Source organism: Pseudomonas sp. 05N431 (assembly GCF_056397005.1).
This window is the reverse complement of sequence record NZ_JBFTMN010000006.1, coordinates 153,166-174,559: the sequence shown is the minus strand read 5'-3', so window position 1 is coordinate 174,559 and position 21,394 is coordinate 153,166. Positions and strand designations below refer to the sequence as shown.

The window sequence follows — 21,394 nt, the reverse complement described above, 5'->3', positions numbered from 1 at the left end:
TTGTTCGCCGAATTCAGGCAACACCTTTGCGTGAGGGCGAAAATCGCCCTCAGGGTTCCGGCTAATCAGTTATTGGTCGATGCTGACACCCGAGAAGACGTTACGGCCGAAGGGGCTGACCTTGAATCCTTCGACTTTGGCGCTCAACGGCTGGTTGACCGTCGAGTGGGCGACAGGGGTGATCGGCACTTGCTGCTTGAGCAACTGCTGAGCCTGTTTGTAGAGCACCGTGCGTTGCTCGCGGTCGGTGACAATCTTGGCCTGCTTGATCAGCTTGTCGTATTGCGGGTCACACCACATGGAGTAGTTGTTGCCGCCAATAGCGTCGCAGCTGTACAGGGTGCCCAGCCAGTTGTCCGGGTCCCCGTTGTCGCCGGTCCAGCCGATCAGGCTGATGTCGTGTTCGCCATTCTTGGTGCGCTTGATGTACTCGCCCCATTCGTAGCTGACGATCTTCACTTTCAGGCCGATTTTCGCCCAGTCCGACTGCAGCATTTCTGCCATCAGCTTGGCGTTCGGGTTGTAGGGACGCTGTACCGGCATGGCCCAGAGAGTGATCTCTGTGCCTTCCTTGACCCCGGCAGCCTTGAGCAATTCCTTGGCTTTTTCCGGGTTGTAGGCGGCGTCTTTGATGGTTTCGTCGTAGGACCACTGGGTCGGTGGCATGGCGTTGACCGCCAGTTGACCGGCGCCCTGGTACACGGCCTTGAGAATCCCCTGCTTGTTCACCGCCATGTCCAGTGCCTGGCGCACTTCGAGCTGGTCGAAGGGTTTATGCCGCACGTTGTAGGCGATGTAGCCAAGGTTGAAACCGGGCTTCTCGATCAGTTGCAGCTTGGGGTCGTTTTTTAGCGCGTCGACATCGGCGGGGCGCGGGTGCAGGGTGATCTGGCATTCGTTTTTCTTGAGCTTCTGCACACGCACCGACGCGTCGGTGTTGATGGCGAATATCAGCTGGTCGAGCTTGACCCGGCTCGGATCCCAGTACTGCTTGTTGCCGGTGTAACGGATGTTGGAGTCTTTCTGGTAGCTCTTGAACACGAACGGCCCGGTGCCGACCGGCTTCTGGTTGATGTCGCTCGGCTTGCCGGACGCGAGCAACTGGTCGGCGTATTCGGCGGAGAGAATCGAGGCGAAACTCATGGCGATGTTTTGAATGAACGCGGCGTCTACCGAGTTCAGGGTCATGACCACGGTCAACGGCCCGGTCTTCTCGACCTTGGCGATGTTCTTGTTCAGGCTCATCCCGTTGAAGTACGGAAACTCGGTCGGGTAAGCCTTGCGGAATGGGTGCTCGGTATCGAGCATGCGATTGAAGGTGAACAGCACATCGTCGGCGTTGAAGTCGCGGCTCGGTGTGAAGTACTGGGTGGTGTGAAATTTCACCCCTTCGCGCAGGTGGAACGTGTACTTGAGACCATCCTCGGAAATATCCCAACGTGTGGCCAGGCCCGGTACGACATTGGTGGAGCCTTTTTCGAACTCGGCCAGCCGGTTGTACAACGGTTCGGCTGCATCGTTGTCGGTCGCAGTGGTGTACTGCGCGGTGTCGAAGCCCGCCGGGCTGCCCTCGGAGCAAAACACCAGGCTGTTGTTGGCGGCCTGGCTGAATGACGTGGCGGCCAACAGACCGGTGCCCAGCAATGCGGATAAAACCAAGGTATGGCGCATAACGCTCCCTCTCTTTTTAGGTGTTAAACAGTGAGTCGTCGTCCCGTCCTGGGACGTGCAGACATCACTGATCCAAAGCCATGGGGTCAGCAGTTGCCAGCCGCAGCGAAAAAACGGCCGTACCCCGACGGTATGGGTCGAAGGTCAGGCGGTAAATGCGTAAGGCCTGAAAAACAGGTAGGAAAAGGCGACACGTCCTAAACCCGCTGCAGTAGTCCGCAGTGGTTTGGGAAGTAGGCGATTTCCAGCTGTCTTGGCAGGTAAGGCAACGGCGACGTCAGGGACGTCACCGTTGCAAAACCTTATTTGCTGACGCTGACGCCGTAGAAGGAGTTCAAGCCAAACGGGCTGATCTTGAAGTCCTGCACGTTGTCGCGCATGGGTTGGAACACCGTCGAGTGAGCGATAGGTGTCATTGGAACGGCGTCTTTGAGGACGTGTTGCGCCTGTTTGTACAGTTCGGTGCGCTTGGCCTGATCGGTGGTGCGCTTGGCTTCTTTCACGATGCCGTCAAACTTCTTGTCACACCATTTGGAGAAGTTGTTGCCCTGCAGCGAATCGCAGCCGAACAGCACGTTCAGCCAGTTGTCCGGGTCACCGTTGTCGCCGCTCCAGCCAATCAGCATCGCGCCGTTTTCGCCGCCTTTGGAGCGCTTGATGTACTCGCCCCACTCATAGGTCACGATCTTGGCCTTGATACCGATCTTGGCCCAGTCGGACTGCAGCATTTCAGCCATCAGCTTGGCGTTCGGGTTGTAAGGACGCTGCACCGGCATCGCCCACAGGTTGATCTCGGTGCCTTCCTTGATGCCGGCTTCCTTGAGCAGTTCTTTGGCTTTCTCAGGGTTGTATGGCGCATCCTTGATGGTGGTGTCGTAGGACCACTGGGTTGGCGGCATGGCGTTGACCGCCAGTTGACCTGCACCCTGGTAAACCGAGTCGATGATCTGTTGCTTGTTGACGGCCATGTCCAGTGCCTGACGCACTTTCAGTTGAGCCATCGGGTTCGGCTGATCGCTGCCCTTGATCTTGTCCATCACGTTGTAGGCGATGTAACCCAGGTTGAAACCAGCCTGGTCAGGCACCTTCAAAGTCTTGTCTTCTTTCAGCGCCTTCAGGTCGGCCGGGCGTGGGAACAGAGTGATCTGGCACTCGTTCTTTTTCAGCTTCTGAATCCGTACCGACGGGTCGGTGGTGATGGCGAAGATCAGGTTGTCGATCTTGACGTCGTCAGGCTTCCAGTAGTCCTTGTTCCCGGTGTAGCGGATGTTGGAGTCTTTCTGGTAGCTCTTGAACACGAACGGACCAGTGCCGACCGGCTTCTGGTTGATGTCGGCGGCTTTGCCTTCCTTGAGCAGCTGGGCAGCGTACTCGGCGGACTGCACCGACGCGAAGCTCATGGCCATGTTCTGGATGAACGCGGCATCAACTTCCTTGAGGGTGAACTTGACGGTGTGATCGTCGACTTTATCGATCTTGGTGATGTTGGTGTCCATCCCCATGTCGGTGAAGTACGGGAATTCGGTCGGGTACGCCTTACGGAACGGGTCATCCTTGTTAATCATGCGATTGAAGGTGAACAGCACGTCGTCGGCGTTGAACTCACGAGTTGGCTTGAAATACGGGGTGGTGTGGAACTTGACGCCTTCACGCAGGTGGAAGGTGTAAGTCAGGCCATCCGGGGAAATGTCCCAGCTGGTGGCCAGGCCAGGAACAACGGCGGTGCCGCCACGTTCGAACTGGCTCAAACGGTTGAACATGGTTTCTGCAGAGGCGTCGAAGTCGGTTCCGGTGGTGTACTGACCAGGATCAAAACCGGCCGGGCTCCCTTCGGAGCAAAACACCAGGTTAGTCGCCGCATGGGCGAAAGGTGCGCTAGCTAACAAGCTTGCGCCGACTAAAAACGGAATGACCGCGTGTTTAAGCATGGTGGCCTCATGATTTGTTGTCATTTTTGGAATTAGAGGACGACCTCGTGAGTCGACCTGCGGATACTTATGCAGGGCCCATACCCAATGCAAGATGCCGGGTGGCTACAAGCCTTAAACAGTGGCACGAACGTACCTTAATGTCGCATATGTATAAATGTTGACGCATTTAACCGTTTGCGGTCGTTTTTCTCGGTGCAAGCGACGCACCATAGCGGTGCGGCCAGGGCGCTTGGCGCACCCGGCCGGAGCGCGGTGTTACTTATTTATACCCACGCCATAAAAGGGTGTGAGGCCGAACGGGCTGATCTTGAAGTCGGAAACTTCCTTGCGCAGAGGCTGAAAAACCGTCGAGTTGGCGATCGGTGTGATAGGCACTTGTTGCTTAAGGATTTTTTGTGCCTGTTGATAGAGCCTGACCCGCTCGTCACGGTCGGTAGACAGCTTGGCCTGCTGAACCAGCTTGTCGTACGCCGGGTCGCACCACTTGGCGTAGTTGCTGCCTTTCACGGCGGCGCAGCTGTAGAGCACGCCAAGCCAGTTATCCGGGTCACCGTTGTCGCCGGTCCAGCCGTAGATCATCGCGTCGTGCTCGCCGTTCTTGGCGCGCTTGATGTACTCGCCCCATTCGTAGCTGACGATATTGGCCGTGATGCCGACCTTGGCCCAGTCCTGTTGGATCATCTGTGCCGACATCCGCGCGTTCGGGTTGGACGCACGCTGCACGGTCATTGCCCATAAATTGATAGTGGTACCGGGTGCAACCCCTGCTTCTTTTAGTAGCGCCTTTGCCTTGGTGGGGTCGTAGGGCGCGTCTTTGATGTTCGGGTCATACGACCATTGCGCCGGCGGCAGGGCGTTCTGCGCCAACTGCCCGGCACTTTGATAGACGGCCTTGATGATCGCCGGCTTGTCGATGGCCATGTCCAGTGCCTGACGGACCTTGAGCTGATCCAGTGGCGGGTGGCTCACGTTATAGGCCAGGAAGCCAAGGTTGAAACCGGCTTGCTTGAGCACCCGCAGGTTCGGGTCCTGTTCCATCACTTCGATGTCGGCCGGGCGCGGGTAACCGCTGACCTGGCACTCACCGGTCTTGAGCTTTTGCAGGCGCACGGCGGCGTCCGGGGTGATCGAGAAAATCAGGTTGTCGAGTTTCACGTCCTCGGGTTTCCAGTAGGCGCGGTTGGCGCTGTAGCGGATCTGCGAGTCCTTCTGATAACGCTTGAACACAAAGGGGCCGGTGCCGACCGGCTTCTGGTTGAGGTCAGCGGCTTTGCCCTCCTTGAGCAACTGCGCGGCGTACTCGGCAGACTGGATCGAGGCGAAGCTCATCGCCAGGTTCTGCACAAACGCGGCGTCGATGTTGTTCAGGCTGAAGCGCACCGTGTGCTCGTCGACCTTATCGACACTTTTGATCGTGGTGTTCAGGTCCATGTCGGTGAAGTACGGCGACTCGGTGGGGTAGGCCTTGCGAAACGGGTTTTCGGGGTCGAGCAAGCGCTGGAAGGTGAACAGCACATCGTCCGCATTGAAATCGCGGCTCGGCGTGAAGTAGTCGGTGGTATGAAACTTCACCCCGTCACGCAGGTGGAAGGTGTAGGTCAGGCCGTCTTTGGCGACCTCCCAGCTCGTCGCCAAGACTGGCTCGACTTCGGTGCCACCGCGTTTGAATTGGGTGAGACGGTTGAAGACTGTTTCGGCCGAGGCATCGAAATCCGTGCCGCTGGTGTACTGGCTCGGGTCGAACCCGGCAGGACTGGCTTCGGAACAGTAGACCAGGGTCGTCGCGGCTTGGGCGAATGGGGCGATGGTGGCGAGGGTGAGGGCAAGCAGAAGCGGTTTGACGGTGGTTCTATCCATGGAGTCCCCGAGGGTTTGGCGGCGGCTTTTTCTGGAGAGTAGCGTTGTTGTCGGGGAGCGCGGAAATATCCGTTTGTTAGGGTGACCCCTTTGTTATGGCATACACAGCGGGTTATTGGCCCTGTAGCCGGCCAGCCTCTTTCAAATGTACGTCGTTTGATGATCGTTCCCACGCTCTGCGTGGGAATGCTGCCTGGGACGCTCCGCGTTCCGTTTTGAGTGTTGATGCAATCCGTCAGAACCGTAGAACTTTCCCACGCCTCTTTCAGGTTGTCGGTCGGAAATGACCTCTCTAACCTTTGACTGTCGCTGAAAACTCAGCGAACGGGAGTGAGATCCCGGTAAAGAGTATGAATCGAGTGCCAGTACCACCATAATTGCCGCCAGCTTATCTGCTGTTCGCAATGCTTTATGGCGACTGTGTGCGGGCGGACTTCGGTCTGGCCGGTTCTACTCCCGGTAATCTCACACCGCACACAGCTGCCACCCCTTCGCCGAGTGAGATCGGCAAGAGATGGCTCCCTAGATGAGTGGAGTATTCACATGGACAAGTTAATCCCCGATCCCCCCGCACCCGACGACGTTTCACCGTACGAATCCCTCGACTCCAAAAAGCTCCACGATGCTGCCCACCGGGCACTGGATCACTACCTGAAACCGACGCTCGCCAAGCTGCGCTTCAGCGATTTGCGTTCTGATCGGTTATTCAGCGTCGCCCCTGATGTGGGCACAGAAAGCCTGTTGGCCAATGCCTCGGAAGACCTGGCGTCGGTGAAAGTCATGGCCGCTGACCTGGCGTTCGAGATCGAAGGTTCGCGGCGCCATGTGGCGCTGGCGATTTGTCGGCTGGTGGATGGAGTGCAGTTACTGGTGGACAGGGCGCTGGATGATTTTGATGTGCCGGAGCCAGCGGAGTATCAGGTCAAGTAGGATGATGATCGTTCCCACGCTCTGCGTGGGAATGCCTCAATGGACGCTCTGCGTCCGCCGTGGAATGTGACGCAGAGCGTCACGGGCTGCATTCCCACGCAGAGCGTGGGAACGAGCAGCGATCTTACGGCATCAACACTTCAATCGAGCCATCGGCGGTCATGTTGACCTGGCTGGTGCCAGCTTCGACATCCGGGGTGACCGGTGCCGAGTCCATGCCCGCAGCTTTCATCATCATTGGCGCGCGCAGGTAAGGTTGTGGATAACCGTTACTGTTGAGGTTCAGGTTGACGATTTTGTATCCCTTGCCGCCCAGTGCATCGGTGGCCAGTTGGGCGCGGGCCTTGAAGGCCGTAACGGCTTCTTTGAGCAGCGCATCTTCGCTGGCCTTGCGGGTCGGGGTGGCGATGGCGAAGTCCATGCCGCCCATTTTCAGGTCGGTCAGCAGTTCGCCGGTGAGCTTGGACAGCGCCGCGAAGTTCGAGCTTTCCAGGCGCAGTTCGGCGCGCTCGCGCCAGCCAGTGATTTTCTGGCCCTTGGTGTCGTAGATCGGGTAGCTGTGACGGCTGCCCTGACGCAGGGTGATGTCCTTGACCTGTTTGGCCTGGGCCAGCGCCTTGTTCATGGTGGTGCTGACGTCGGCAGCGAGTTTGGCCGGGTCGGTGTTTTGTTCTTCGGTGTAGAGGGTCACGATCATCAGGTCGCGGGCCACTTCCTGACTGACTTCGGCGCGCAGGGAAATCTGGTTGTAGTGAAGTTCGTCGACGGCCAATGCTGGCAGGCTGACGACGGTGCCGACACTGAGGGCGAGAAGGGCGGCGCTGCGGCGCAATGTGTTCATGAAAACTCCTTGGATGATGCGCAGGGGTTGTGGTCCGAACCTGCGTGAAACCATCAGACTCTAGCTTTTATTCTCGGGTTCACCCGGTTACAACTTCTATACAGATCGAGGTCGCACCACTACCTGTAGCAGCTGGCGAAGCCTGCGTTCGAGCGCGAAGCGGTCGCAATCCAGAGAACGCATTCCATCTGAAAAAACGCGGTAGCTGATTTTACGACCGCTTCGCGCTCGAACGCAGGCTTCGCCAGCTGCTACGAGGATTGCGGTGCGAGGTGAACGGTCTTTGCCGTGTGGCGCTTTGCCGCACTTTTGCCTGTCAGGGGCCTCGCTTGGTTATACTCGACGCGATCCGCCTGGAGCGCTCATCAGGAGAGCTCATGCTCGCCCCCGTACAACTGCTTTCCGCGACTCGCCAGAACCTTTGGCGACTGACGTTTATCCGCACCCTGGTGCTGGCCGCTCAGGCCGGTTCGGTGGGGCTCGCCTACTGGTTCAACCTGCTGCCGCTGCCGTGGTTTCAACTGGCGGCGACCCTCGGTTGCTCGATGCTGCTGTGTGCCTTTACCGCGATCCGCTTGCGCACTTCGTGGCCGGTGACCGAGCTCGAATACGCCGTGCAACTGGCCTGCGACCTGTTTATCCACAGTGCGCTGCTGTATTTCTCCGGCGGTTCGACCAACCCGTTCGTTTCCTATTACCTGGTGCCGCTGACCATCGCCGCCGTCACGCTGCCGTGGCGCTATTCGGTGATTCTCTCGGGCATCGCGTTGGCGATGTACACCTTGTTGCTGGCGCAGTTTTACCCGCTGGAAACATTCCCGATGTACCGGGAAAAGATGCAGATCTACGGCATGTGGCTGAGTTTTGCCCTGGCCGCTGCGGTGATTACCTTCTTTGCTGCACGGATGGCCGAAGAGCTGCGCCGTCAGGAAGAACTGCGGGCGATCCGTCGGGAAGAAGGTCTGCGCGATCAACAATTGCTGGCCGTGGCAACCCAGGCCGCTGGCGCCGCTCACGAATTGGGTACGCCGCTGGCGACCATGAGCGTGCTGCTCAAGGAAATGCAGCAGGATCATCACGACCCGCTACTGCAAGATGACTTGAGGGTGCTGCAGGATCAGGTGAAGCTGTGCAAGGAGACCTTGCAGCAACTGGTTCGCGCCGCTGAAGCCAATCGTCGGTTGGCGGTGGAGATGCAGGGCGTCAGCGTCTGGCTCGATGAAGCGCTTAACCGCTGGCACTTGATGCGTCCCGAAGCGACCTACCGCTTGCGGCGCCTGGGGCTTGGCGATGAACCGCGTCTGGCGCCGCCGCCAGACCTGACCCAAGCCTTGCTGAATTTACTGAACAACGCCGCCGATGCCTGCCCCGAAGGGCTGGAAGTGACGCTGAACTGGGATTCCGTCGAGCTGACCATCAGCATTCGCGACCACGGCCCCGGCGTGCCGCTGGCGATTGCCGAACAGATCGGCAAACCGTTTTTTACCACCAAGGGCAAAGGTTTCGGCCTGGGCCTGTTTTTGAGCAAGGCCAGCGTGACACGCGCTGGCGGCTCAGTGAAACTCTATAGTCATGAGGAAGGCGGTACGCTCACCGAGCTGCGCCTGCCCCGTGTCGCCCGAGGAGACGAACATGAGTGACGAGATCCAAGTCGAAGGCGAAGACCTGCCGCATTTGTTGCTGGTAGACGACGACGCAACGTTCACCCGCGTGATGGCCCGCGCCATGAACCGTCGCGGTTTTCGCGTCAGCACCGCAGGTTCCGCCGAAGAGGGCCTGATCATCGCCCAGCAGGATCTGCCGGACTATGCCGCGCTGGACCTGAAAATGGACGGCGACTCGGGCCTGGTGTTGCTGCCAAAACTGCTCGAACTCGACCCGGAAATGCGCGTGGTGATCCTCACCGGTTACTCGAGCATTGCCACCGCGGTCGAGGCGATCAAGCGCGGTGCCTGCAACTACCTGTGCAAACCGGCCGACGCCGATGACGTGCTGGCCGCCTTGCTCTCAGAGCACGCCGACCTCGACACCCTGGTGCCGGAAAACCCGATGTCGGTGGACCGCCTGCAATGGGAGCACATCCAGCGCGTGCTGACCGAACACGAAGGCAACATCTCCGCCACTGCCCGCGCCCTGGGCATGCACCGGCGCACCCTGCAGCGCAAACTGCAGAAGCGTCCCGTTCGTCGCTGAACCGGCGCTGAACGGTTATCGCCAGATCTCGCGACAACCCGAGCCGATCATCTATGATCGGCTTGTGCCTGTTCTTTTCTTTATCGAGTCTGAACCATGAATCAGAACGCTGAATATTCCGCGGTCAACGACAGTGTGCGCGGGCAGTTTTTTCGCCGTGTCTGGCAGATGATCACGCCGTACTGGCGCAGTGAAGAGAAGGGCACGGCCTGGGCACTGCTGATCGCGGTGATCGTGCTGTCGCTGATCAGCGTGGGGATCTCGGTGTGGTTCAACACCTGGTACAAGGACTTCTACAATGCCCTGCAAAAGAAGGACGAAGCGGCGTTCTGGCATCTGATCCTGTATTTCAGCGCGATTGCCGCGGTGGCGATTGTCGGTGCGGTGTACCGGCTCTACCTGACCCAGATGCTGACCATTCGCTGGCGGGCCTGGCTCACCGAGAAGCACTTCGCCCGTTGGCTCGGCGACAAGAATTACTATCAGCTGGAGCAGGGCGGTTACACCGATAACCCGGACCAGCGGATTTCCGAAGACCTTAACAACTTCACGTCCAACACCCTGGCTTTGGGGCTGGGCCTGATCCGCAATGTCGTCAACCTGGTGTCGTTCTCGATCATCCTGTGGGGGGTGTCGGGCAGTATCGAGGTGTTTGGCTTTACCATTCCTGGCTACATGTTCTGGTGCGTGCTGGTCTATGCGACGGTCGGTAGCTGGCTGACGCATTTGATCGGTCGCCGCTTGATCGGTCTGAATAACCAACAACAACGCTTCGAAGCCGACCTGCGTTTTTCCATGGTCCGGGTGCGTGAAAACGCCGAGAGTATCGCCCTGTACAATGGCGAACCGAACGAACATCAGCGCTTGAGCACACGGTTTGGCAGGGTCTGGCACAACTTCTGGGACATCATGAAAGTGTCCAAGCGCCTGACCTTCTTTACCTCCGGTTACGGCCAGATCGCGATTATCTTCCCGTTCATGGTCGCCGCGCCGCGCTACTTTGCCGGCAAGATCGAACTCGGTGAACTGATGCAAATCAGTTCGGCCTTCGGCAACGTGCAGGAGAGTTTCAGCTGGTTCATCAGTGCGTACCAGGACCTCGCCTCGTGGCGCGCCACCTGCGACCGTTTGCTGAGTTTCCGTCAGGCCATGAGCGAAAACGAAGAGCGCCAGCCGGCCATCGACGTGCAGAATCAGGGCTCAGAGCTGAAAATCCATAACCTGGGTCTGGACCTGGCCGACGGTCGTCACTTGCTGACCAATGCCGACATGACGGTAGAGGCGGGCGAGCGCGTCATGCTCAGCGGTCGTTCCGGCAGTGGCAAATCCACCTTGCTGCGGGCGATGGGGCACCTTTGGCCTGCGGGGCACGGCAACATCCGACTGCCGGCTGCGCGTTATCTGTTCCTCCCGCAAAAGCCGTACCTGCCGATTGGCAGCCTGCGTGACGCCCTGAGTTATCCACAGGCCGGCGACACCTACCCGCACGAGCACTACGCGCGCGTGCTGGAAACCTGCCGTTTGCCGCATCTGGTTTCCCGTCTCGACGAAGCCAATCACTGGCAGCGAATGCTCTCTCCGGGTGAGCAGCAACGTCTGGCGTTTGCCCGAGCGCTGCTCTACGCACCGCAATGGCTGTACATGGACGAAGCGACCTCGGCGATGGACGAAGAGGATGAAGCGTCTCTGTATCAGGCACTGATCGATCACTTGCCAGGCCTGAGCATCGTCAGCGTCGGCCATCGCAGCAGCCTGAAACGTTTCCATCCACGGCATGTGCGCATCGACAGTGGCCATCTGCTGGAGCAGACCGTGACGGCCTGATCTCTGTTGTGACGTCGAGCAGTTAATACCAACCCAGAGACAGAAGTCTTTCTCTATCTGGGTTGGCGCTGGTCGCCTTATCCATCAGATGAAAGCGTGTGTTTGGCTCGATCAAGGATTGATGTGAAGACCACGGTAAGCTGATTTGCCCAACGGAACGCTGGCACTCCTAGCTTCGTATGAAATCCTGACAGAGTGATCCACTCGCTGTTCAAATATTTCTTTGAAAAACTCGATGATTATGGTTCTCCCTACCTCTTGCTCGGTTACCTGGCGTTCATAAGTGAGTGTTTCGTCAAGGCTAAAAAATTCTAAGATAACCTTGATGAGGTGTCCGCTATCCATGCCATCGTATGGCGGAATTAAAACACCGACAGATTTTTCTACCTCACTCAGGTAGAGGTCGGAATTTGAAGTTTCTCTAATGCCCGGCCGTTCTAGAGTCGGTAGTTCGCTTTTCATGGCTTAAGTCCTTTTGGCTATTTGCACGCCAGTTTGAGAAGTCATTGATATCAGCATTTCTTGGGAGCGGTGGCTTAACCGCTTGGCAAGTAGATCCGTCAAATCTGCTAGAGGCTACTGTCAGAAATTACAGTTGCGACGAGTGGTCGCCACAGGCGGTTCAAGCGGTTGCGACCTATGCAGAGGCCGATTAGCTGGAGGGATAGCTCGCCGTAGGCCACTCCGGCGTTTGCTGACAGTGATCGTACAACTGCGCTGCGTTATGATGCGTTCTCAACCGTTTGCCTGAGACTGATGTTCACCATGGAAAACCCGATCGACGCCCCCCGTCTTCCGCGCAAGCGCCGCAGCCTCGCGCAGGAACTGGTTACGGTGCTGTCCGAGCAGATTCGCGACGGCATGCTCAAGCGTGGCGACAAATTGCCCACCGAGTCGGCGATCATGGAAGCCCATGGCGTCAGCCGCACTGTGGTGCGTGAAGCGATATCGCGTTTGCAGGCGGCGGGGCAGGTTGAGACCCGTCATGGCATCGGCACGTTTGTGCTCGACACGCCAAGCCCAAGCGGCTTTCGCATCGATCCGGCGACCGTGGTGACCTTGCGCGATGTGTTGGCGATCCTGGAGTTGCGCATCAGCCTGGAAGTGGAATCCGCAGGCTTGGCCGCACAACGCCGCAGTCCCGAACAGCTGGCGTTGATGCGTGCGGCGCTGGATGCCCTGAACGAAAGCGCGGCCCACGCAGGCGATGCGGTAGCGTCGGACTTCCAGTTTCATTTGCAGATTGCCCTGGCCACCGGCAACCGCTACTTCACCGATATCATGACCCACCTGGGCACCAGCATCATTCCGCGTACCCGGCTCAACTCCGCACGCTTGGCCCACGATGACCAGCAGCACTACATGAATCGCCTGGCGCGTGAGCACGAAGAAATCTACGACGCCATCGCCCGCCAGGATTCGGACGCAGCCCGCGCAGCCATGCGCCTGCACCTGACCAACAGCCGCGAACGACTGCGCCATGCCCATGAAGAGGCAGAGGCGCAGCGTTGATAGAGGGGTTGAGCGGGTGAGTGCTTAGTCTTCGATACGAAGCAGTACGGGTTCCGAACTCGGAGTCAGGCTGGACTCGTCCGAGAATTTGTAACGCAGTTCGATTGTTCCGTTCTTGTGTTTTTCCAGCTCTGCTTTAGGCACTTCCAGTTCAAGGCCCGTCACTTTTATCAGGTCGTCGCAGGCGTCATCGTAGATTCCAGTGGATACTTCAGGACCAGCCCAGTCTGGGTTTTCAACATCCGCTCCGAGGATCAGATAAACCTCCCAGTTTGCGGGGAACTCGTCTGAGTCAGGAATCTGGACCGTCAGGGCGCCACTCAGGCTCGATAACGCGATCGTCGCTTCCTCTACAAGCGTTCCGGCAGGGAATTGGGTAAGCACCGGGATCGAAAAACTCATGATAAATCACCACTCCATGTGAAGCCGTCCGTGACCATTCATGGTCGGCGACACACTGTAGAACGCTCTTTCATGACGTACTTGAAACGATTATGACCAAGCGTTGCAAGACGCGGAGCAAACGGGGTGCCCGGTTCATTTGCAGTCCCATGCGCCTGCACCTGACCAACAGCCTCGAACGGCCGCGCTCTGTCCATGAAATGGCAGAGGCGCAGCGCGGGTAGAACGCATCACTATTGTTGTTTGGCGACATCGGTTTCCAGCGCAATTCGCAAGGAGCCGTTATCCAGTAATTCGAAGGTCTTGGTGAGTACGACAAATGGCGTTCCGGGCGGGTACCCCTCAACCTCGAAGGGGTAGGTCAGAAAATCGCCTCTGTTGACGAGATCGTGCAAAACAACTATTTCCCGCTCAGCTTTCAGCTTTCCATTTGTGCGAAAAATCACCAGATATGTGGTTTTCATAGTCGTCTCCTGTCCATAGGGCATGAGAGGTAATTAAATCCAGGGGATGTATTTTGCCTCTACTGTTAGAAATAACAGTTCCGACGAGTGGTCAGTTATCAATTTTGATGGAGCATTCCCACGCTCGATCGTGGGAATGCTGAGTTAGGAGCGGGCGCAGCCTGCGATCTTTTGATCTTCAGTCTTGAGGATCGAACGATCCACCCTCACCGCCCATTGTCCGGCTCCGGGCTTGGCATCAAACGCCACGTGGCCCTCGTCATCCACAGTCGCCCGGGCAACCGGCACGCCATTGGCCAGCAATTCCAGCGGTGCGCCGTTGAGGGATTGGCCCGAGGCCAGTTCGAGTGTCAGGTTGATAGTCATCAGTGATTTCCTTATCAGGCGTTGTGGTCTATGAAGGTGGTGGTGTGCGCGTCGATCGAGCCGATCAGCTCCGGCGAGCCGCCGCGGAACTGGCGAAAGAGGTTGCGTGAGGCGCCGTTGCCCGGCACGTTCAGCGTCGGCTGGAAGCGTTCGCTCAGCTCGACGTAAACCGACCAGGGGCCGATGTAGGACTCGTTCAAACCGTTGGTGTAGCTGAAGGCGTAACGCACAGCGTTGCCGGGCAACCAGTTGGGTTCGCTGGGCGTTTGGCTCTGCCAGCCGTCCGCCTGGATCGTCGGTGCTGCGGCTGGGGATTCCAGGTAGCCGGCCGGTTTGTTCGGTGTGTAGTCCTTGAGCAGCAAGTAAGTGCTCCAGCCCCACCAGTTGTCGATCCGGTTGCTGTCGTTGAGGTTGTTGACGTCGCTGCGACGCAGCACCTTGTTGCCGTCCAGAACAAATAACCCGGAGAAGTTTCCCGCCGGTTTTTTCACGGCGTTGAGGTCCGGCAGATACTTCAGCGCAACGTAGCTGGAAGGCGCGGGCAGTGAACCGCTGAGGAAGGTCTCGAAGACTTCGTCGGCCGAACGCTGGACCGCGAGTTTGACCTGTTTGCGGTTGGCGCTGTCGACCGAGTCGAAGTAGCGTTTGTCGCCGTAGGCATGCCACTGATCACCGTTGGCGTTGTTCACATTGAGGCCGTATTTGCTGTCTTCGTCGTGCATGAAACGGGTGATCAGCGAACCCAGGTCACTCGGTGTCACCACCGCCGCCAGTTGTTTGCGCGGGATTCGCAGATGGCCGGCGGAGAACAGGTCGGTCAGATAATGGTCGGCAAATGCGTTCATTGCGTAGGCCAGTTCCAACTGCTGTTCATCGCCACTGTTGTGGGCCAGAACAGCCTGTTGCAGGGCGGCGGTGTGCCCGGCGATGTACGCCAGCAACGCCCATTCGCCGAAGTGGTCGGCGTTATCCGCCGCCAGTTTCAGGTAGCGCCCTAAGGGAAACAGCGCCGAGACGAAACTGCCGCCGCCGGTGATCTTGTTCCACTCTTCGGACAACGTATCACCGAGGGCGTCGTAGACCTCGTGAGGTTGTTTGCCGTCCCTGATCGCCTGGTTGGCCGCGGCGATTTCCTTCTGCATTACGCCGAGAATCAACCCGGCCTCTGCTCGCGACGCTGGTAGTACGGCCAGCGAGTTGAACGCAGCAGTAAAACGCTGGATGCGATCAACCGGGGTTGCGCCATCGCAGATCGGCTGGTCGGGAATGCCGTAGAAATCGCCGCCTAGCGAAACGATCTGACCGTAGCTCAGCGCCAGGCCATTGGGCAGGTGCAATGGCACTTGCCAGGCCGCAACTGCCGGCGCGTCTTTGACGAAGCGCAGCAGGGTGGCATCGCCGATGGCGGTGTGTTCGCCACCTTCGAAACGTGGTGCAGGCTCGGTGTTCAGCGATTTTCCAGCCAGACCAGGTGTGTGATGTTTGGGGCTGTGTTGACTGCGAGTCAGCAGTATCAGGTGATCGCCGTCACCGGAAATGGCAATGCCGCGTTCGGTAAACAGCTGATCCAGATCGGCAATGATCCGGTCGTCGTGCTTTCGGTTTTCCTGCGATTGGGTGTGTAGACCTGACATTTCTAGCTCCTTGATATGTCGTAGGTTGTGTCTCGAATAGCTGTATGTATATACAGTTATTTTCAAGCATAGCTGCAAACTCTCCTACGTCAAGGAAGTGCTTTTTCTTACCCGGATTTTCCATCTGGCGATGAAATGCAGTTGACGGTGGTATTTTAAGTTGTACGATGACCTACAACTTCAGCGAGAGCTGAGCGGGTTTTCTCATCACAACGTGCGTCCAGGGTGTTCGAATAATGAATCCACAAGAACTGAAGTCCATCCTCTCCTCCGGTTTGCTGTCCTTCCCGGTTACCGATTTCAATGCTCAGGGCGATTTCCATCGTGCGGGCTACATCAAACGTCTCGAATGGCTGGCCCCGTACGGCGCATCGGCCTTGTTCGCCGCAGGCGGCACCGGTGAGTTCTTCTCCCTGGCGGCCAGCGAATACTCGGAAATCATCAAGACTGCGGTCGACACCTGCGCCAGCAGCGTGCCGATTCTGGCCGGTGTCGGTGGTTCTACCCGTCAGGCCATCGAATACGCTCAAGAAGCCGAGCGCCTGGGCGCCAAAGGCTTGCTGCTGCTGCCGCACTACCTGACCGAAGCCAGTCAGGACGGCGTTGCCGCCCACGTTGAAGCTGTGTGTAAGTCGGTGAAGATCGGTGTGGTGGTTTACAACCGCAATGTCTGCCGCCTGACCGCGCCGCTGCTGGAACGCCTGGCTGAGCGCTGCCCGAACCTGATCGGCTACAAGGATGGCCTGGGCGATATCGAGTTGATGGTGTCGATCCGTCGCCGCCTCGGTGAGCGCTTCAGCTATCTGGGAGGGCTGCCGACTGCCGAAGTCTACGCCGCCGCTTATAAGGCGCTGGGTGTACCGGTCTATTCCTCGGCGGTGTTCAACTTCCTGCCGAAAATGGCGATGGATTTCTACCACGCCATCGCCCGCGACGATCACGCTACCGTCGGCAAACTGATCGATGATTTCTTCCTGCCTTACCTGGACATCCGTAACCGCAAGGCCGGTTACGCGGTGAGCATCGTCAAGGCCGGCGCGAAAATCGCCGGTTACGATGCCGGTCCCGTCCGGACCCCGCTGACTGACCTGACGCCAGAAGAGTTCGAGATGCTCGCGGCGTTGATGGACAAGCAAGGCGCGCAATAACCCGCTGAATCAACCAGGGCCGCTGAGCAATCGGCGGCTTATTGAGTAAGGAGATTGTTGTGGCAGACGTAAAACGATTCGACAACTTCATCGGCGGCCAATGGGTCGCGGGTGCTGAGTACTCGACCAATATCAACCCGTCCGAGTTGTCCGATGTCATTGGCGAATACGCCAAGGCTGACCTGGCTCAGGTGAACGCCGCCATCGACGCCGCTCGTGCTGCATTCCCGGCCTGGTCGACCTCAGGTATTCAGGCACGCAGCGATGCGCTGGATAAAGTCGGCAGCGAAATCCTCGCCCGTCGTGAAGAACTCGGCACGTTGCTGGCGCGGGAGGAGGGCAAGACCCTGCCTGAAGCCATCGGCGAAGTGTCTCGTGCCGGCAACATCTTCAAGTTTTTCGCCGGTGAGTGCCTGCGTCTGTCCGGCGATTACCTGCCGTCGGTGCGTCCTGGCGTCAACGTCGAAGTCACTCGCGAAGCCCTTGGCGTGGTCGGCTTGATCACGCCGTGGAACTTCCCGATTGCGATCCCTGCGTGGAAAATTGCCCCGGCGTTGGCCTACGGCAACTGCGTGGTGCTCAAGCCGGCAGAGCTGGTGCCCGGTTGCGCCTGGGCGCTGGCCGAAATCATTTCCCGTGCCGGTTTCCCGGCCGGGGTGTTCAACCTGGTGATGGGCAGCGGCCGAGTGATCGGCGACGCCATGGTCAACAGCCCGAAAGTCGACGGCATCAGCTTCACCGGCTCGGTGGGTGTAGGCCGGCAGATCGCGGTCAACTGTGTGTCGCGTCAGGCCAAGGTGCAGTTGGAAATGGGCGGCAAGAACCCGCAGATCATTCTCGACGACGCCGACCTCAAGCAGGCTGTCGAGCTGTCGGTGCAGAGTGCGTTTTATTCCACCGGCCAGCGTTGCACGGCCTCGAGCCGCTTGATCGTCACCGCCGGGATTCACGACAAATTCGTCGAGGCCATGGCTGAGCGGATGAAGTCGATCAAGGTCGGGCATGCCTTGAAGAGCGGCACCGACATCGGCCCGGTGGTTTCCCAGGCACAACTGGAACAGGACCTGAAGTACATCGACATCGGCCAGTCCGAAGGCGCGCGACTGGTCAGCGGTGGTGGCCTGGTGACCTGCGACACCGAAGGCTATTACCTGGCGCCAACGCTGTTTGCCGACAGTGAGGCTGCCATGCGTATCAGCCGCGAAGAGATCTTCGGCCCGGTGGCGAACATCGTTCGGGTGGCCGATTACGACGCGGCGCTGGCGATGGCCAACGACACCGAATTCGGTTTGTCGGCGGGTATCGCCACCACCTCGCTGAAGTACGCCAACCACTTCAAGCGCCACTCCCAGGCCGGGATGGTGATGGTCAACCTGCCGACTGCCGGTGTCGATTACCACGTGCCTTTTGGTGGCCGAAAAGGTTCATCCTATGGATCGCGGGAGCAAGGTCGCTACGCGCAGGAGTTCTACACCGTGGTGAAGACTTCCTATATCGGTTCGTAACACGCAACACCGCTCTCTGTGGGAGCAAGCTCGCTCCCACAGAAAGCAAAAAACAAAACGATTACCCGCAAAAAAAATAATTAGTGGGAGTACATCTACATGCAAGCGACCAAGCCGACCCACGTCCGCTATTTAATCCTGCTCATGCTGTTTCTGGTGACCACGATCAACTACGCCGACCGTGCCACCATCGCCATTGCCGGCTCCAGCCTGCAAAAGGACCTGGGCATCGACGCCGTCACCCTCGGCTACATTTTCTCCGCATTCGGTTGGGCCTACGTCGCCGGTCAGATTCCTGGCGGCTGGCTGCTCGACCGTTTCGGTTCGAAAAAAGTCTATGCCCTAAGCATCTTCACCTGGTCGCTGTTCACCGTGCTGCAAGGCTATGTCGGTGAGTTTGGTGTCTCCACAGCCATCGTCGCGCTGTTCATGTTGCGCTTTCTGGTGGGCCTGGCCGAAGCGCCATCCTTCCCCGGTAATGCACGCATCGTTGCGGCCTGGTTTCCAACCGCCGAACGCGGCACCGCTTCGGCGATCTTCAACTCGGCGCAATACTTCGCCACGGTGATCTTCGCACCGCTGATGGGCTGGATCGTCTACACCTTCGGTTGGCAGCACGTGTTTATGGTGATGGGTGGGATCGGCATCGTGTTCTCGCTGATCTGGTTGAAAATTATCCACAGCCCGCGCCAGCACCCGATGATCAATGACGCCGAGTTCAAGCACATCGCCGACAACGGCGGCCTGGTCGACATGGATCAGAATCAGGGCAAGCGCAGCGACGGGCCGAAGTGGGATTACGTGCGCCAACTGCTGAGCAACCGCATGATGCTGGGCGTGTACCTGGGCCAGTACTGCATCAACGGCATCACCTATTTCTTCCTGACCTGGTTCCCGGTGTACCTGGTGCAGGAACGCGGCATGACCATTCTCAAAGCCGGTTTCATTGCCTCGTTGCCGGCCATCTGCGGGTTTATCGGTGGGGTGCTGGGCGGGCTCATTTCCGACTACTTGCTGCGCAAGGGCCACTCGCTGACCTTCGCCCGCAAGGCGCCGATTATCGGAGGGCTGTTGCTGTCGACCAGTATCGTGGCCTGCAACTACGTGGACATCGAATGGATTGTCGTGGGCTTCATGGCCCTGGCCTTCTTCGGCAAAGGCGTGGGCGCATTGGGTTGGGCGGTGGTTTCCGATACCTCGCCAAAACAGATCGCGGGCTTGAGTGGCGGGCTGTTCAACATGTTCGGCAATATCGCGTCGATCACTACACCGATCGTGATTGGCTACATCATCAGTACCACCGGGTCGTTCAAATGGGCGCTGGTGTTTGTCGGCTGCAACGCGCTGGTCGCGGTGTTCAGCTACCTGGTGATCGTCGGGCCGATCAAACGTGTGGTACTCAAAGAGCCACCCGCCAATGGCTCCGAACTGACTAACAAATTGTCTCAAGCGCATTCCTGAGGAGCGGCGTCATGCAGTTGATTGAACATTCCGACTCGCCGCGCTACATCCGGCTGCACGAGCGCGACAACGTGGTGATCGTGGTCAATGACCAGGGCGTGCCGGCCGGCACTGAATTCCCGGACGGATTGGTGACCGTGGAGTTCGTGCCGCAGAGCCACAAGGTGACGCTGGAGGATATCCCCGAAGGCGGCCAGGTGATCCGTTACGGCCAGACCATCGGTTATGCCTTGCAGCCGATCCCGCGTGGCAGCTGGGTCAAGGAAGATCAACTGCGCATGCCCACTGCGCCGCCGCTGGACAGCCTGCCGCTGTCCACCGAGGTGCCGGCCGCACAAGCGCCGCTGGAAGGCTTCACCTTCGAGGGTTATCGCAACGCCGATGGCACCGTCGGTACGCGCAACATTCTCGGGATCACCACCACGGTGCAATGCGTCACCGGTGTGCTCGACCATGCGGTCAAGCGCATCAAGGATGAGTTGCTGCCCAAGTATCCGCATGTCGATGACGTGATCGCGTTGACCCACAGTTATGGCTGCGGCGTGGCGATTACCGCCACCGACGCCTACATCCCGATCCGCACCGTGCGCAACCTGGCGCGCAACCCGAACCTGGGCGGCGAAGCGTTGGTGATCAGTCTGGGCTGCGAGAAATTGCAGGCCGGGCAGGTGATGCACGAGAACGACAGCTCGGTCGACCTCAGCGAGCCTTGGTTGTATCGCTTGCAGGATTCCAGTCACGGTTTCAGCGAGATGATCGAGCAGATCATGGCGCTGGCTGAAATCCGTTTGAAGAAACTCGATCAGCGCCGCCGCGAAACCGTGCCGGCGTCCGAGCTGATCCTCGGCATGCAGTGCGGCGGCAGTGATGCGTTTTCTGGAATCACCGCCAACCCGGCGCTGGGTTATGCCTCGGATTTGTTGCTAAGGGCCGGGGCGACGGTGATGTTTTCCGAAGTCACTGAAGTGCGCGACGCGATCTATCTGCTGACTTCGCGGGCAGAAACCAAGGAAGTCGCCCAGGAACTGGTGCGTGAAATGGACTGGTACGACCGTTACCTGGCCAAGGGCGAAGCGGACCGCAGCGCCAACACCACGCCGGGTAACAAGAAGGGCGGATTGTCGAACATTGTCGAGAAATCCCTGGGTTCGATCGTCAAATCCGGCAACAGCGCGATCAATGGCGTGCTCGGCCCTGGCGAACGCTTCAAGCGCAAAGGGCTGATCTTCTGCGCAACACCGGCCAGTGATTTTGTCTGCGGCACCCTGCAACTGGCGGCCGGGATGAACCTGCACGTATTCACTACCGGGCGCGGCACGCCTTATGGCCTGGCGATGGCGCCGGTGGTCAAGGTCTCGACCCGAACCGAACTGGCCCAGCGCTGGCCGGACCTGATCGACATCGATGCCGGACGGATTGCCACGGGACGCGCTTCCATCGAGGAGTTGGGCTGGGAGCTGTTCCACTTTTATCTGGACGTGGCCAGCGGCAGGAAACACACCTGGGCGGAGCAGCACAAACTGCACAACGACATTACCTTGTTCAACCCGGCACCCATCACCTGAGACCGCGTCGCCTGCATCGCGAGCAAGCTCGCTCCCACAGGGATCTTATTAACTCCGGAGATCAAATGTGGGAGCGAGCTTGCTCGCGAT

The 21,394-nt window shown here is 58.6% G+C and carries 18 protein-coding genes; 9 read left to right on the top strand and 9 right to left on the bottom strand.

Annotated elements, in window-relative coordinates; all coding sequences use genetic code 11:
* Positions 1-69: 69 nt before the first annotated feature.
* From AC1DIG_RS13430 to AC1DIG_RS13420, 3 genes are all read right to left on the bottom strand, one after another.
* Complete coding sequence (locus AC1DIG_RS13430) at positions 70-1,671, bottom strand: ABC transporter substrate-binding protein (RefSeq protein WP_477767692.1); 1,602 nt, start codon at positions 1,669-1,671, stop codon at positions 70-72.
* A gap of 302 nt (positions 1,672-1,973) precedes the next feature.
* Positions 1,974-3,599: an ABC transporter substrate-binding protein gene (locus AC1DIG_RS13425; protein ID WP_477767691.1), complete on the bottom strand. Its 1,626-nt coding sequence runs from the start codon at positions 3,597-3,599 to the stop codon at positions 1,974-1,976.
* A gap of 258 nt (positions 3,600-3,857) precedes the next feature.
* Complete coding sequence (locus AC1DIG_RS13420; RefSeq protein ID WP_477767690.1) at positions 3,858-5,459, bottom strand: ABC transporter substrate-binding protein; 1,602 nt, start codon at positions 5,457-5,459, stop codon at positions 3,858-3,860.
* Positions 5,460-6,002: 543 nt separating this feature from the next.
* On the opposite strand from AC1DIG_RS13420, the gene AC1DIG_RS13415 reads away from it, so the two are divergent.
* Positions 6,003-6,389: a DUF6124 family protein gene (locus AC1DIG_RS13415; protein ID WP_054594023.1), complete on the top strand. Its 387-nt coding sequence runs from the start codon at positions 6,003-6,005 to the stop codon at positions 6,387-6,389.
* Between the two features lie 124 nt (positions 6,390-6,513).
* Here AC1DIG_RS13415 and AC1DIG_RS13410 read toward each other — a convergent pair whose 3' ends face one another.
* Positions 6,514-7,230, bottom strand: coding sequence for an SIMPL domain-containing protein (locus tag AC1DIG_RS13410; protein ID WP_477767689.1), 717 nt, complete (start codon positions 7,228-7,230; stop codon positions 6,514-6,516).
* A gap of 377 nt (positions 7,231-7,607) precedes the next feature.
* On the opposite strand from AC1DIG_RS13410, the gene AC1DIG_RS13405 reads away from it, so the two are divergent.
* From AC1DIG_RS13405 to AC1DIG_RS13395, 3 genes are all read left to right on the top strand, one after another.
* Positions 7,608-8,870, top strand: coding sequence for an ATP-binding protein (locus AC1DIG_RS13405; protein ID WP_427542621.1), 1,263 nt, complete (start codon positions 7,608-7,610; stop codon positions 8,868-8,870).
* Positions 8,863-9,423 carry a response regulator transcription factor gene (locus AC1DIG_RS13400; protein ID WP_019691866.1) on the top strand — a complete coding sequence of 187 codons (561 nt, stop codon included), beginning with the start codon at positions 8,863-8,865 and terminating at the stop codon, positions 9,421-9,423. The genes AC1DIG_RS13405 and AC1DIG_RS13400 overlap by 8 nt, the downstream gene beginning before the upstream one ends.
* A gap of 96 nt (positions 9,424-9,519) precedes the next feature.
* A complete protein-coding gene (locus tag AC1DIG_RS13395; protein WP_477767688.1) occupies positions 9,520-11,247 on the top strand; it encodes an ABC transporter ATP-binding protein/permease in 1,728 nt (575 codons plus the stop codon).
* A gap of 111 nt (positions 11,248-11,358) precedes the next feature.
* On the opposite strand, the gene AC1DIG_RS13390 is transcribed toward AC1DIG_RS13395, so the two are convergent.
* The gene (locus AC1DIG_RS13390; protein WP_477767687.1) at positions 11,359-11,709 is read right to left on the bottom strand and encodes a hypothetical protein; all 351 of its coding nucleotides are present in this window, start codon (positions 11,707-11,709) and stop codon (positions 11,359-11,361) included.
* A 303-nt stretch (positions 11,710-12,012) separates the two neighbouring features.
* Here AC1DIG_RS13390 and AC1DIG_RS13385 point away from each other — a divergent pair, with 303 nt between their 5' ends.
* A complete protein-coding gene (locus AC1DIG_RS13385; protein WP_054598177.1) occupies positions 12,013-12,759 on the top strand; it encodes a FadR/GntR family transcriptional regulator in 747 nt (248 codons plus the stop codon).
* A gap of 24 nt (positions 12,760-12,783) precedes the next feature.
* Here AC1DIG_RS13385 and AC1DIG_RS13380 read toward each other — a convergent pair whose 3' ends face one another.
* The 4 genes from AC1DIG_RS13380 to AC1DIG_RS13365 form a co-directional block, all read right to left on the bottom strand.
* Positions 12,784-13,161, bottom strand: coding sequence for a hypothetical protein (locus AC1DIG_RS13380; protein WP_477767686.1), 378 nt, complete (start codon positions 13,159-13,161; stop codon positions 12,784-12,786).
* 233 nt (positions 13,162-13,394) lie between these two features.
* Positions 13,395-13,625: a hypothetical protein gene (locus AC1DIG_RS13375; RefSeq protein WP_477767685.1), complete on the bottom strand. Its 231-nt coding sequence runs from the start codon at positions 13,623-13,625 to the stop codon at positions 13,395-13,397.
* Between the two features lie 144 nt (positions 13,626-13,769).
* Positions 13,770-13,991, bottom strand: a complete 222-nt coding sequence (locus AC1DIG_RS13370) for a hypothetical protein (protein ID WP_477767684.1) — start codon at positions 13,989-13,991, stop codon at positions 13,770-13,772.
* Positions 13,992-14,005: 14 nt separating this feature from the next.
* Positions 14,006-15,625, bottom strand: a complete 1,620-nt coding sequence (locus tag AC1DIG_RS13365; protein ID WP_477767683.1) for a phospholipase — start codon at positions 15,623-15,625, stop codon at positions 14,006-14,008.
* Positions 15,626-15,861: 236 nt separating this feature from the next.
* Between AC1DIG_RS13365 and kdgD the strand changes: the two genes are divergently transcribed.
* The 4 genes from kdgD (at position 15,862) to garD (ending at position 21,304) form a co-directional block, all read left to right on the top strand.
* Entirely contained in the window at positions 15,862-16,773 is a 912-nt protein-coding gene (kdgD, locus tag AC1DIG_RS13360; protein WP_477767682.1) for a 5-dehydro-4-deoxyglucarate dehydratase, read from the top strand.
* Positions 16,774-16,832: 59 nt separating this feature from the next.
* Entirely contained in the window at positions 16,833-18,278 is a 1,446-nt protein-coding gene (locus AC1DIG_RS13355) for an aldehyde dehydrogenase family protein (protein WP_477767681.1), read from the top strand.
* 99 nt (positions 18,279-18,377) lie between these two features.
* Positions 18,378-19,739: an MFS transporter gene (locus tag AC1DIG_RS13350; protein WP_019691872.1), complete on the top strand. Its 1,362-nt coding sequence runs from the start codon at positions 18,378-18,380 to the stop codon at positions 19,737-19,739.
* An 11-nt stretch (positions 19,740-19,750) separates the two neighbouring features.
* Positions 19,751-21,304 carry a galactarate dehydratase gene (gene garD, locus AC1DIG_RS13345; RefSeq protein ID WP_477767680.1) on the top strand — a complete coding sequence of 518 codons (1,554 nt, stop codon included), beginning with the start codon at positions 19,751-19,753 and terminating at the stop codon, positions 21,302-21,304.
* The last annotated feature ends 90 nt before the right edge of the window (positions 21,305-21,394 follow it).